11 protein-coding genes and 1 tRNA gene are annotated in these 12,982 nt (G+C 45.8%); 8 read left to right on the forward strand and 4 right to left on the reverse strand.

The window, feature by feature from the left end; all coding sequences use genetic code 11:
• Positions 1 to 2: 2 nt before the first annotated feature.
• Positions 3 to 75, reverse strand: a tRNA-Gly gene (locus ACQEXU_RS12050).
• A 373-nt stretch (positions 76 to 448) separates the two neighbouring features.
• Between ACQEXU_RS12050 and ACQEXU_RS12055 the strand changes: the two genes are divergently transcribed.
• Positions 449 to 1,147: a hypothetical protein gene (locus ACQEXU_RS12055; protein ID WP_427011116.1), complete on the forward strand. Its 699-nt coding sequence runs from the start codon at positions 449 to 451 to the stop codon at positions 1,145 to 1,147.
• A gap of 49 nt (positions 1,148 to 1,196) precedes the next feature.
• Here the strand turns inward: ACQEXU_RS12055 and orn are convergent, their stop codons facing one another.
• On the reverse strand, positions 1,197 to 1,742 hold the full coding sequence (gene orn / locus ACQEXU_RS12060; protein ID WP_367987999.1) for an oligoribonuclease: 546 nt from the start codon (positions 1,740 to 1,742) through the stop codon (positions 1,197 to 1,199).
• Between the two features lie 142 nt (positions 1,743 to 1,884).
• Between orn and rsgA the strand changes: the two genes are divergently transcribed.
• The 7 genes from rsgA (at position 1,885) to ACQEXU_RS12095 (ending at position 11,769) form a co-directional block, all read left to right on the forward strand.
• A complete protein-coding gene (rsgA, locus tag ACQEXU_RS12065) occupies positions 1,885 to 2,940 on the forward strand; it encodes a small ribosomal subunit biogenesis GTPase RsgA (protein ID WP_427010993.1) in 1,056 nt (351 codons plus the stop codon).
• 102 nt (positions 2,941 to 3,042) lie between these two features.
• On the forward strand, positions 3,043 to 3,936 hold the full coding sequence (asd, locus tag ACQEXU_RS12070; RefSeq protein ID WP_427010994.1) for an archaetidylserine decarboxylase: 894 nt from the start codon (positions 3,043 to 3,045) through the stop codon (positions 3,934 to 3,936).
• Positions 3,937 to 4,104: 168 nt separating this feature from the next.
• Positions 4,105 to 5,520: an SLC13 family permease gene (locus tag ACQEXU_RS12075; protein WP_427010995.1), complete on the forward strand. Its 1,416-nt coding sequence runs from the start codon at positions 4,105 to 4,107 to the stop codon at positions 5,518 to 5,520.
• A 275-nt stretch (positions 5,521 to 5,795) separates the two neighbouring features.
• Positions 5,796 to 7,676 carry a methyl-accepting chemotaxis protein gene (locus ACQEXU_RS12080; RefSeq protein ID WP_427010996.1) on the forward strand — a complete coding sequence of 627 codons (1,881 nt, stop codon included), beginning with the start codon at positions 5,796 to 5,798 and terminating at the stop codon, positions 7,674 to 7,676.
• A 115-nt stretch (positions 7,677 to 7,791) separates the two neighbouring features.
• Entirely contained in the window at positions 7,792 to 8,679 is an 888-nt protein-coding gene (locus ACQEXU_RS12085) for a DMT family transporter (protein WP_427010997.1), read from the forward strand.
• A 262-nt stretch (positions 8,680 to 8,941) separates the two neighbouring features.
• Positions 8,942 to 10,474: a 2,3-bisphosphoglycerate-independent phosphoglycerate mutase gene (gene gpmM, locus ACQEXU_RS12090; RefSeq protein WP_427010998.1), complete on the forward strand. Its 1,533-nt coding sequence runs from the start codon at positions 8,942 to 8,944 to the stop codon at positions 10,472 to 10,474.
• Positions 10,475 to 10,620: 146 nt separating this feature from the next.
• Positions 10,621 to 11,769 carry a murein hydrolase activator EnvC family protein gene (locus ACQEXU_RS12095; RefSeq protein ID WP_367987992.1) on the forward strand — a complete coding sequence of 383 codons (1,149 nt, stop codon included), beginning with the start codon at positions 10,621 to 10,623 and terminating at the stop codon, positions 11,767 to 11,769.
• Positions 11,770 to 11,835: 66 nt separating this feature from the next.
• Here the strand turns inward: ACQEXU_RS12095 and ACQEXU_RS12100 are convergent, their stop codons facing one another.
• Complete coding sequence (locus ACQEXU_RS12100) at positions 11,836 to 12,189, reverse strand: tRNA-binding protein (protein ID WP_367987991.1); 354 nt, start codon at positions 12,187 to 12,189, stop codon at positions 11,836 to 11,838.
• A 38-nt stretch (positions 12,190 to 12,227) separates the two neighbouring features.
• A complete protein-coding gene (gene rlmB, locus ACQEXU_RS12105) occupies positions 12,228 to 12,965 on the reverse strand; it encodes a 23S rRNA (guanosine(2251)-2'-O)-methyltransferase RlmB (RefSeq protein WP_427010999.1) in 738 nt (245 codons plus the stop codon).
• Positions 12,966 to 12,982 lie beyond the last annotated feature (17 nt).

Below are 12,982 nucleotides of genomic sequence, written 5' to 3' on the forward strand. Positions count from 1 at the left end.
GGAGCGACACACGAGGTTCGAACTCGTGACCTCAACCTTGGCAAGGTTGCGCTCTACCAACTGAGCTAGTGTCGCATCAACAACGTTTCCGTCGTTTAGGGCTGCGAATTATAAGAGCATTTTTTTGTGATGCAAGTCCTTCTAGCAAAAAAAATCTATTTTTTCTCTGATTGATGAAAAAGCACACAAAACCGTATATTTCCTAATCAACAAGACTTTACATCCTTCAAAGACATCGATTAATACCATTATGAACACGGTGATCTTACACCCAAAAATCTTTCTTTCTCATCAACTAAATGCGAGCAAAACACACAAATCGCCGATCACTCTGAGCTAGATTCTGGCTCACAGCGGCTCTTTTACGTTATAACAACCGTAGCATCATATTTTTTGACGTAATGAATAGGACATCTAAACAGCTATCATGGTTCGATTTTTTAGCACAATGACCCACTATTCTTTTTTGCTACTCACCTGCCTTGTCTTTTTGCTTAGCGGGTGTTCCTCTATTCCAAAACCGGTAAGAAACCTTGGTAAGAGTGATATCGACTTTGTCATGGATGTCCATGCAAAACAACAAAAAGAAATGATGGAGACCCTCACTCGAAAACTCTATGTTCGTAACCCCAATCAGCTAAAAAAGTCACCAGGAAAAACCATCGATGATCGCCTGTTACAAATTTTTGGCCCAGCCGAAGAACTTACTCTTCCCAAGCTGGTTTTCGATGAATTGAATGGTAAAACGGGTGTCGATGCCATTCTATTAGGATTTGATGAAACGTTTGAAGGCGATAGAGTGTTTGCCGTGATTGTAGGCTTAACCGAAATGTTGCGTCGCTCCTACAACCACCAGCAAGAGTTTTTTATTCTCGACTCACTCGATGAACAAGCCTTGTATAACAGCGCCAGAAACATCGAAATTTTTGTTTGGCGACTCTATAAACGCCGAGATAGCAATGGTGAGCTTTTTTTACTCAGTAACCGAATGAGCGAAACCGAATACGACACCAGCTTTGATCGCTTGTTTGCAAAAATGGTGATGGTGCAAGATATGATGGCATTGATCGTGGCAGACAGCACCAATCGAAGTATCACGAAAGTGGTCCATGGCGTGGCTCAGTTCGCCTTTTTACCCGTCCCATAATGAAAAAAGCCAGCACCGAATGGGCTGGCTTCAATCAACGTTAATACGCTTAAATCGAGAATATTGTCTGACGATAGTACTTCAGCTCGGCAATAGACTCTCGGATGTCATCTAATGCAAGGTGGCTCCCTTGCTTAGAGAACCCATCTAACACTTCTGGCTGCCAACGACGCGTCAACTCTTTAAGGGTACTGACATCAATGTAACGGTAATGGAAGTATTGCTCGAGTTCCGGCATGTGTTTGTATAGGAAGCGGCGATCTTGACCTACACTATTGCCACAGATTGGCGACTTTCCTTCAGGAACCCATTTCTTAAGGAATTCAATGGTCTCAGTGACAGCTTGTGCTTCTGTCACCTGACTTGCTCTCACACGCTCAACTAATCCACTGCCAGTATGAGTCGTCGTACACCACTCGTCCATTTTTGCCAGTTCTTCTTCTGGTTGATGGATAGCAAGTACTGGTCCCTCTGCAAGCACGTTCAGTTCGCTGTCTGTCACTATGGTCGCAATTTCAATTACTTTGTGGGTTTCCGGGTCCAACCCTGTCATCTCCAGATCAATCCAAATTAAGTTCTGATCACTAAAGGACATAAATCGTTGCCTATTTGTTTACTCATAAAAAAGGTACTATACCCAAATTCGAATACCCAAGATAGTTTTGCTGATGCGTAACGACTCGCACCATCACATCAGTGCAATCTATTGATTAGCGATAACTGCAAAGTAGAGAATTGTGGCAAAGAAGAAAAAGTTGACCAAAGGTCAAGTGCGACGTGTGCGCAGTAACCAAAAACGTAAGCTCAAGCAAGAAGAGACCGTCCAATGGGATGAGTCCATGCTGGGTGGCAGCAAATCTGGCCTAGTCATCACACGTTTTGGTCAACACGCCGATATCGAAGATAACGAAACCCAAGAAATTCATCGCTGTAACTTACGTCGAGGTATCGAGACGCTGGTTTCTGGTGATAAAGTCCTGTGGCGTCCTGGCCTTGAGTCTATGGCTGGGATCTCCGGCGTGGTTGAGGCGGTAGAGCCTAGAACTTCCATATTAACACGCCCCGATTACTATGATGGCTTAAAGCCCGTCGCTGCAAACGTTGATCAAATGGTGATTGTTTCTTCCGTGCTTCCAGAACTCTCTCTAAATATCATTGATCGCTATCTGGTTGCATCCGAAGTGCTTGGTATTGCACCGTTGATTGTTCTCAATAAAATCGACTTATTGGATCAAGAGCAGTTAGAGATGTATCAAGACTGGCTGAGCGATTATGAAGCGATCGGATACAAAGTGCTGTTGGTGAGTAAACAAACAAGTGAAGGCATTCCAGAGCTAGAAGCGCAGTTGACCGACCGCATTAATATCTTTGTGGGTCAATCAGGGGTTGGGAAATCAAGCCTCGTCAATGCGCTACTGCCTGAGCTGAACGTTGAAGAAGGTGAAGTATCGGAAAACTCCGGTTTAGGTCAGCACACAACAACAGCTTCACGTTTGTACCACATCCCTAGTGGTGGCGATCTTATCGATTCACCAGGCGTTCGAGAGTTTGGCTTGTGGCACCTTGAAGCAGAAGAAGTCACCAAGGCATTTGTTGAGTTCAAACCTTATTTAGGCGGCTGTAAGTTTAGAGACTGTAAACACTTAGATGATCCAGGCTGCGTATTGCGAGAAGCGGTAGAGAACGGTGAAATCAGTGAAATTCGTTTTGAAAACTACCACCGAATTTTAGAGAGCATGGTCGAAGTGAAAGCCAATCGCCAATACTCACGCAACAAGAAAGCAGATCTTTAAGTCTTAAGTAAAAGCTCTACGGTAAGTACTGACTTTTGCACAAAAGTTGAGTAGTATCTCGCGCCCAAAAGTAAGCATAACGTTAACATTGGAATTGTAACCATGGATAAGTTTAAAGTTGGACTGCAATATTGGCTCCCACAACACGGGCTAACCCGACTGGTGGGTAAATTGGCTTCTGCAAAAGCAGGCAGTCTGACCACCGCCATCATTCGCTGGTTCATCAAACAATACAACGTCAACATGGAAGAGGCCCAACATTCAGATCCGGCTTACTTCAAGACGTTCAACGAATTTTTCGTTCGCGAGCTCAAAGACGGGGCGCGTCCTATCGCTGAAGGCGAGCAACTCATTACTCACCCAGCCGACGCATGTGTAAGCCAATTTGGCCCGATCCAAGACGGTAAGTTGATCCAAGCTAAAGGACACGATTACACAGTGCTTGAGCTACTTGGTGGCGACAATAAACTTGCAGAAGAATTTGCAGATGGTGAATTTGCGACGCTTTATCTGTCACCTCGTGATTACCACCGTGTACACATGCCTTGTGATGGTGTGCTACGTCAAATGATTTACATCCCTGGTGATCTGTTCTCTGTAAACCCACTGACGGCAGAAAATGTCCCAAATCTTTTTGCTCGCAATGAACGCGTCGTCTGTATTTTTGACACCAAGTTTGGCCCTATGGCGCAAATTTTGGTAGGTGCAACGATTGTAGGCAGTATCGAGCTTATTTGGGCAGGAACCGTAACACCACCACGTGGTAATACGGTTTATCGTTGGGATTACCCAGCTGATGGCAACAACGCTGTGGTGTTGAAGAAAGGCGAAGAAATGGGCCGCTTTAAACTCGGTTCAACCGTCATCAACCTGTTTGCGAAAGGCAGTGTATGCTTCGACAACAGCATGCAGCTCAATCAAGCCACAGTGATGGGAACTCCTTACGCCCACCAAGCTATCGAGCAACAAGACGCCAGCACCGAACAAGCAGAATAACACGTCGACTGAACTTTAAAGGCCTTGCTAAGCAAGGCCTTTTTTATTGACGAAAAACAAACCATTAACAACAAATTTTATTATTTTTCAAAACTCTAACTCTCGTCGAGGAAGGCAAAATCCATCTCGATTAATCTAGCAATTATCTTCTCTTGTTCGGTGTTGCTTATGCCCAAAATCGATGCTGCCATACTGTTCAAACTCGCAATCTGCTTTGGGTTGCCTTTGCTGCTTCTCATGCTGCCCATCGATGCCATCCCTATCGACGATCTCACTTTAATTCAGCACCGATTGTTGGCGATCTTTCTTCTTGCAGCCTTGTTATGGGTACTTGAACCTGTCCCGGTTTTTGCTACATCTATCCTGATCATCGCACTGGAATTGGTAATGATTTCAGATAAAGGGTTGCATTGGTTTCGCACTCCACCCACAGGTCATGATTTAGGCGAGTTAATCAAATACACCGATATTTTTAGCGCCTTCTCCTCACCCATCATTATCTTATTCATGGGTGGGTTTGCACTGGCCATAGCCGCTTCCAAATACCAACTCGACAACAACCTTGCTCGCGTATTACTGAAACCCTTTGGTACCCAACCCAAGTTCATCATGCTTGGATTAATGCTAATTACCGCCGTATTTTCTATGTTTATGTCCAATACAGCCACCACGGTCATGATGCTTGCACTACTCGGCCCTATTGTGGCTTCCGCGCCCAAAGGGGATTTAGGCATTAAAGCATTAGTGTTGTGTATCCCCATCGCAGCGAACACTGGCGGGATCGCCACCCCAATCGGTACGCCACCTAACGCGATTGCATTGCAATACCTTACTGGTGAAAACAGCATTGATTTTCTGAGCTGGATGATTATGGGCCTACCTTTTGTCACGGTACAGTTGGCTATAGCTTGGTTGCTGTTGCAGAAGCTGTTTCCATCCCAACAGCAACACATGGCGCTCAAACTGGACGGAAAGTTTCAGCGTAATTGGCGGGCTATCGTGGTTTATGCCACCTTTTCGGCCACGATTTTGCTTTGGATGACCACGAAACTACATGGAATGAATACTTATGTGGTTTCCATTATTCCGCTGGCCGTGTTCACGTTAACAGGCATTATGGGCAAGACAGAATTAAAGCAGATCAACTGGGATGTACTCTGGTTAGTTGCGGGGGGTATTGCGATAGGGATTGCCCTCGACAAAACGGGGCTTGCCGTCGCGCTTGCACATGCCATTGACTATGAATCACTTTCACCGGCAGCCGTCATTATCACGTTATCTATTGTATGTTGGTTAATGGCGAATTTTATGTCCAACACCGCGACCGCAAACTTGCTAATGCCCATTGCTGCCGCCATTGGTGCATCCATGCCTAGTCTCGTCGAGTTTGGTGGCTTACAGAGCTTGTTGGTGGTTGTCGCCTTCTCCGCATCTCTCGGCATGATCTTACCCGTATCAACCCCACCGAATTCACTGGCCTACTCGACGGGTCTTATCGAAAGCAAAGACATGGCAAAAACCGGCATCATAATCGGTGTTATTGGGCTGCTGCTTGTTTACTTAGCTGTATTTTTACTCCATTAACCGCACTCGATACCCTACCCAAAATTTGGGTAGGGCGTCACACTCCCATAATAAATATTAATAATCATCACCTTCCTAGACCAGTCAATTCGTTGAATGGATAAGCAGATCAAATAATTCCATAGTTTATTTTTATAGCATCCAGATAACCGTCGACTCAGGCGTATCATAACCACGTCTTTATATTGAGCACAGTTATACATCTAGTCTAATCAACTAGTAAAAAGTGCTTTTATAAACGTTCTCTGTTGTTGTCTGTATGTAAAGGGAAGGCCATGAGAAGTACCATCAAATTTAAGATACAAATTGCTATCGCTATCATTATTGCCATTGTAAGCGGCGTTCAAGCATGGATTTCAGTTAGTCAATTAAAGCAAGAAACCACCTCCGCCTTAAGCGGTGAAGTTTCCAATGTCAGTCAAGCAACCACACGTTATATTAGTGACTGGTTAGCCATCCGTAGCCAGATGATGCTGACCAATGAAGATATTATTCTCAATGCTGACAATGCCGATCGCGAGATGCTTTTGACCAAACGTTCTGGCCAGTTTCTTTCGGTGTATGCAGGCTTTTCCGATGGTTCCATCGCTTATGGTGATAAAACGGAAGACTGGCCTGCCGATTACGACCCTCGCACTCGTCCTTGGTACCAAGATGCGATGGAAAAACCTGGACTCATCATTACTGAGCCTTATCAAGATTTTGACGGCAGTATCGTAGTGAGCTTTGCTAAAGCATTTTCTGGTAACAAACAAGGGGTGTTGGCAGCAGACCTTCCCGTCACGAATATCATCAAAGAAGTGTTAAATGTCAGCCTTGATAATGATGGATTTGCTTTGTTGGTGGACGGTAACAATAATATCGTCGCTTATCAGGATGAGGCCGCCAGCCAAAAACCGCTAACATCAATCAACCAAGCATTGACACCTGAGCGAATGAAAGCGCTACAAAATCAACGCGACTTAGCAACCGTAACTTGGCCTGAGCAAGGCGACAAGCTTGTTTACGTTGCAAACGTGCCAGATACCGATTGGTCACTAGCAATTGTGGTAGACAAAGAGTTGGCGTTTGCTTCCGTCTCAGAGCAAATCCAGTTCACTGCAATTGCATCACTCATCCTCTATTTAGTGATTGCATCAGCCAGCACTTGGGTGATCACTCGCTTGTTACTTCCTCTTCAAACTCTGTCTGATGCATTGCGCACTTTATCCCAAGGTGAGGGGGATCTGACTCAACGCATCAAGATTGAACGGATGGATGAAATCGGCGAGCTCGCCAAGCACGTCAACCAGTTCTTGTCACAGATGCAAAGCATGCTCAAAAGCATCATCGAACACAGTAATCATCTCGCATCACAAGCCGAAAGCGCCAACCAACTCTCTGCACAAGCGTCACAAAAAGTAGAGGAGCAGCAGAACGACGTAAATCAGATCGCAACCGCTATCCATGAAATGTCGGCAACAGCAGCGGAAGTGGCTAGTCACGCAGAGCTGACAGCAAGCGCCTCACAAAGCTCCGCTTCTGCATGTGAAAATGGTCAAAGTGTTATTCAAGAAAACCGCTCCGCCATCGTCAAATTGGCAGAGCAAGTTACCAATGCATCGAGCATCATTACAGAACTGGAGAGCAACACACAAAGCATCAATCAAATCTTATCAACCATTCAAGAAATCGCAGAACAAACCAACCTGTTGGCACTTAATGCCGCGATCGAGGCCGCTCGTGCAGGTGAACAAGGACGAGGTTTCGCCGTCGTGGCAGATGAAGTTCGCGTGTTAAGTCAGCGTACCCACGGCTCGACAGAAGAGATCCGCACCATGATAGAAACGCTGCAGAATAATACCAAGCAAGCCGTTTCAAGCATGCAGACCAGTACCCACCTTGCGGACAACAGTGTGGAATACGCTCAACAAGCCTTTGAAAGCCTAGGAGAGATCACAAGTGCTATTAATGAAATCAATGATATGGCCTTGCAGATCGCCAGCGCCGCAGAGGAGCAGCGCGCAGTAAGTGAAGACATCAGCCGCAATACACAAGGCATTAAAGATGCCTCTGATACCCTCGCGCTACAAGCTACCCAAAGCAGCAGCAGTGCGCAAGAGATGTATGACTCAGCGCACTCAATGCGCGAAGAAGTCGGCCGATTTAAGGTTTAGCGCTTTTCTTTACTAACTTAACGGGCCATAACGGCCCGTTATTTATTGGTATCTCTACTATTTTCAGGCATATTGATAGCTAGAATCATTTCGCTTTATCAAGGATGAACACATCATGGGTTATGAATGGCTTGCATTAGGCGCCGCCTTTCTTTGGGCCGCTGCAAGTTTACTTTCCGTCGTCCCAGCTCAGCACCTAGGTACCTTTGCATATAGCCGATGGCGCATGGGGTGCACCTCAATTATTTTATCATTGATGGCACTGTATACCGGTGGCTGGAGCAGTGTTGAAGTCAGTGCAATTTCAGCCATGATGCTCTCTGGATTTATCGGGATCTTTGTCGGTGACACCGCACTCTTTGCTTGCCTTAACCGCATGGGGCCACGCCAAGCGGGGCTGCTATTCTCATGCCACGCTGTATTTTCCGCTGTTTTGGGTTACTTTCTGTTTAGTGAAAGCATGACCTCGATGGAGCTACTTGGAGCCGCACTGGTCTTTTCTGGCGTTCTTACTGCAATCTTTTTTGGCCGAAAAGGACAAACAGAAAATAAACTGGAAACAATTAAAGGCCATGTATGGGTCGGTATTTCGTTAGGGCTAATCGCCGCCCTCTGCCAAGCCCTTGGTGGCATTATCGCTAAACCTGTAATGCAAACAGCCATTGACCCCGTGGCAGCATCCGCAATGCGTATGATCACCGCTTTTGCTGCACACTGCTTATTCTTATTCACAGGGGCGCGTCTCGCTAGAGCGACCCGACCAATGAATGTACGTATTTTTACCATTACGGCGATTAATGGCTTCCTTGCTATGGCAGTGGGGATGACATTAATCCTATACGCCTTACAACAAGGCAATGTGGGTATGGTGGCGTTACTGTCCTCCACTACCCCTATCATGTTGTTGCCGATTCTCTGGATCTACACCAAAAAACGGCCAAATCGTTACGCTTGGCTCGGCGCAGTCGTTGCGGTGACAGGAACTGCAATTTTGGTTAGTTAGAGCAATTAATTTAATAGTTAATTCCGACTTTCATTGTGTTGTCACTTTGATAAGAATGAAGTTAACAAAGCAAATCATTGTCGGTAATGGCGCTAAACTAGGATTTATTGGCGTTTCAATATGAAAGATTGCAACAATAAATCGCAAACAATATTTGATCTTAACCTACAGTTTTGGTTAAAAAGTGTAGTAAAATTACGCTAGTTTTGTTTCAAGGTCGCTCAGACCGACAGTTACTTAAAAATTTGACGAGGTTATTACTATGTCAGCTAAGAAGCCTATGGCTCTAGTTATTCTTGACGGTTACGGTCACCGTGAAGATACAGCAAGCAACGCAATCGCGAACGCAAAAACTCCATTCCTTGATAGCCTGTTTGCTAACAAACCAAACACTCTAATCTCTGCTTCTGGCATGGATGTTGGCCTACCTGACGGTCAAATGGGTAACTCTGAAGTTGGCCACACAAATATCGGCGCTGGCCGTGTTGTATACCAAGACCTAACTCGTATCACTAAATCTATCGCTGACGGTGAGTTTGTAGAAACTCCAGCGCTAGTAGAAGCAATCGATGCTGCAGTGAAAGCAGAAAAAGCGGTACACATCATGGGTCTTATGTCTCCAGGTGGCGTACACTCTCACGAAGACCACATCTACGCAGCCGTTGAAATGGCAGCAGCTCGTGGCGCAGAGAAGATTTACCTACACTGCTTCCTAGATGGCCGTGACACACCACCACGCAGCGCAGAGAATTCGCTAAAACGCTTCGACGAGCTATTCGCTAAACTAGGCAAAGGCCGTGTGGCTTCTCTAGTTGGCCGTTACTACGCAATGGACCGTGATAACAACTGGGATCGCGTTCAAGTTGCTTACGATCTTCTAACTCAAGCTAAAGCAGAATTCACATTCGACTCAGCAGTAGCAGGTCTAGAAGCAGCTTACGCTCGTGATGAAAACGATGAGTTTGTTAAAGCGACAGCAATTAAAGCTGAAGGTCAAGAAGATGCAGTCATCGCAGACGGCGATGCAGTGATCTTCATGAACTACCGTGCTGACCGTGCTCGTCAAATCACCCGTACTTTTGTACCTGCATTCGACGGCTTCGAGCGCGCTGTATTCCCAGCAATCAACTTCGTGATGCTAACGCAATACGCGGCTGACATCCCACTAGCAATCGCATTCCCACCAGCATCGCTAGAGAACACATACGGTGAGTGGCTATCTAAGCAAGGCCAAACTCAGCTACGTATCTCTGAAACTGAGAAATACGCGCACGTAACTTTCTTCTTCAACGGTGGTGTTGAGAACGAATTTGAAGGCGAAGAACGTCAACTTGTTGCTTCTCCAAAAGTAGCAACTTACGACCTACAGCCAGAGATGAGCTCTGAAGAGCTAACAGAGAAAATGGTTGCAGCGATCAAGTCAGGTAAGTACGACACTATCATCTGTAACTACCCGAACCCAGATATGGTTGGTCACACTGGCGTTTACGAAGCTGCAGAGCAAGCAATCGAAGCAATCGATGCATGTGTTGCTAAAGTAACTGCTGCGATTGAAGAAGTGGGTGGTCAAATGCTGATCACGGCTGACCACGGTAACGCAGAGATGATGGTAGACCCAGAAACAGGTGGCACTCACACGGCTCACACGAACCTGCCAGTACCGCTAATCTACGTTGGTGACAAAGACGTTGAGTTCAAAGAAGGCGGTAAACTGTCTGATCTAGCACCAACTATGCTGTCTCTAACTGGTCTAGAGATCCCAGCAGAAATGACAGGTGAAGTACTAGTTAAGTAATCGATTTATCGATTTTAAAACGCCCAAGCAGATGCTTGGGCGTTTTTGTTTCTCTCAAGCCTCAAGTTTTTACAATACTCTTTCTTCCACCGATTTTCTTTGGGTATACTGGCTGTCTCTCAATTAGTTAGGATAGATTTCCCACAATGGCACACCACAGAACCCCGCAGCGCTTAAAACGGCTTGTTACTACTTTTATTCTGCTTAGCGCCTGTTCTGTCATTCCATATAGCCATGCGGCCTCCCCGAATGAACTTAAAGGAGTGAAAGGTGAAATCTCTCGTCAAACTCAGTCACTCGGCACACAACAAAAGAAGCTGGATGAGTTACAAAAGTCTCTACGCAAACATGAACTGAATATCAATGGAATTGAGAAAGACATTCGCGAGACTAAGTCCGATCTTGCTCGTACCAATGCCAACATCAACAAACTTTCTGGCAAGGTGCGTCAATTAGAAGAGCAGAAACAAACCCAAAGTGACAACTTAGCCGAGCTATTAAAAACCTATTACGTCACCAAACGCGCGAAAGCACCGACACAGATGTTGAATAACGGCGTTGAAGATGATCGTATTAGCCAGTATTTTCAGCACCTTGCTAAACAGCGTGCACAAGCTATTGATGAACTAGAAAATACCGTTAGAGAACTGGATAACAGCCGCAACCAACTGGAATTAGAGAAAGCGCAAATTGATAAGCTGCTAACCCAGCAGACCACCAAACGCGATCAATTGGCCAAAACCCAGTCCCAGCGAAAACAAACCGTCGGTAAGATCAAGAAAAGCATCTCCAACGATAAAGTGTATCTGTCGGAGCTGCGCCGCAACGAAACGCGCCTAAAAGCTGAAATTGCTAAAGCTGCAAAAGCCGCAGCGGCAAAGCGCAATGCGGTACCGATGAATGGATTAGCACGCCACAAAGGCAAACTGCCTTGGCCAGTGAAAGGCCGTATTTTACATAGCTATGGCACACGTCAAACAGGTCAAATTAACTGGAAAGGTATCGTCATTAACGCCAACTACGGGCAGCCAATCAAGGCGGTCTATTCCGGGAAAGTGGTTTTTGCTGACTACCTCCGTGGCTATGGACTTGTTGTATTGCTGGATCACGGTAAAGGGGATATGACGCTGTATGGCTTTAACCAAAGCTTAACCAAAAAAGAAGGGGATAAAGTTGTCGCAGGCGAAACGATCGCTTTTGCTGGAGACACAGGGGGCCAAGCTCGACCTTCTTTGTATTTTGAAATCCGCCGCAATAGCCGGACTCAAAACCCTAAACAGTGGTTAACCCGCTAATTGAACATAACAAAAAAGGAACCATGAGGCTCCTTTTTTTAATGCTTAAATTGCTTGTTATGCATGTTACCCTGCTCTGGCACCGTTAGGCATTTCTGTTTCTGGGCAAGCGAGACATGGTTGCAATTTATCTTCATAACCAATGTCGAATAACATGCCTTGAGACACTTCACCCGCCATTTTTCTTTCAGGCAAATTGACCACAAACAAAGCTTGCTTTCCTTCAATTTCTTTGGGATTTTCACGCTCTTGTTTTATACCAGCCAAAATAGAGCGCTGATGATCACCAAAGTCTACTGTCAGCTTCATAAGCTTGTCTGATTTTGCCACTTCAGAAACTTCAACGATTAGACCGACACGAATATCAACTTTTGAGAAATCATCAAACGTGATTTCCTCTTTGATTGGGGCATATTTCATACTTCTATCCTCAAATCGACCCAAAGCGCATAACGGCTTTATAAAGCACGTTGGCGAACAGCTTCAAACAAGCAGATACCGGAAGCAACCGACACGTTTAAACTTGATACAGTACCAGCCATTGGGATCTTGATTAAATCATCGCAAGTTTCACGGGTTAAACGACGCATACCATCACCTTCTGCCCCCATCACAACCGCTAACGGCCCTGTCAGTTTCGCTTGGTAAATGTCATGGGTTGCTTCACCAGCGGTTCCGACAAACCAAATGCCCTGCTCTTGCAGTGCGCGCATCGTACGCGCTAGGTTGGTCACACGAACCAATGGCACAGTTTCCGCTGCACCGCACGCTACCTTACTCACGGTGGCATTCATCGCCGCCGATTTATCTTTCGGTACAATCACTGCCGCCACACCCGCAGCATCGGCATTACGTAAACAAGCACCAAGGTTATGCGGGTCAGTCACACCATCCAGCACCAGCAGTAGTGGTGTTTCATGCTGCGCTAGAATGTCATCCAGATCATTCTCATTCAGCTGTTTTGCTGGTTTCACACGCGCAATCACACCTTGATGATTGGCTCCGTGGGCTTTGTCATCCAGCGCCTTACGGCCCATCTGTTGGATTGAAACACCAACCATTTGCAGTTCATTCAGGATCGGCATCAAACGATCATCTTGACGGCCTTTCAATACAAACGCTTCAATAAAACGTTCTGGCTCTTTAGCCAAAACAGCTTTTACAGCATGGATGCCGTAAATAAATTCGTTACTCATGGTTATTCCACTTTATC

Source organism: Vibrio sp. TRT 21S02, assembly GCF_050113675.1.
Classification (GTDB): Bacteria; Pseudomonadota; Gammaproteobacteria; order Enterobacterales; family Vibrionaceae; genus Vibrio.

Coding starts and splice junctions, on each gene's coding strand:
- asd (WP_427010994.1), top strand. CDS start 3,043: ATGGATAAGTTTAAAGTTGGACTGCAATATTGGCTCCCACAACACGGG.
- ACQEXU_RS12080 (WP_427010996.1), top strand. CDS start 5,796: ATGAGAAGTACCATCAAATTTAAGATACAAATTGCTATCGCTATCATT.
- ACQEXU_RS12075 (WP_427010995.1), top strand. CDS start 4,105: ATGCCCAAAATCGATGCTGCCATACTGTTCAAACTCGCAATCTGCTTT.
- ACQEXU_RS12095 (WP_367987992.1), top strand. CDS start 10,621: ATGGCACACCACAGAACCCCGCAGCGCTTAAAACGGCTTGTTACTACT.
- ACQEXU_RS12100 (WP_367987991.1), bottom strand. CDS start 12,189: ATGAAATATGCCCCAATCAAAGAGGAAATCACGTTTGATGATTTCTCA.
- orn (WP_367987999.1), bottom strand. CDS start 1,742: ATGTCCTTTAGTGATCAGAACTTAATTTGGATTGATCTGGAGATGACA.
- ACQEXU_RS12085 (WP_427010997.1), top strand. CDS start 7,792: ATGGGTTATGAATGGCTTGCATTAGGCGCCGCCTTTCTTTGGGCCGCT.
- rlmB (WP_427010999.1), bottom strand. CDS start 12,965: ATGAGTAACGAATTTATTTACGGCATCCATGCTGTAAAAGCTGTTTTG.
- ACQEXU_RS12055 (WP_427011116.1), top strand. CDS start 449: ATGACCCACTATTCTTTTTTGCTACTCACCTGCCTTGTCTTTTTGCTT.
- gpmM (WP_427010998.1), top strand. CDS start 8,942: ATGTCAGCTAAGAAGCCTATGGCTCTAGTTATTCTTGACGGTTACGGT.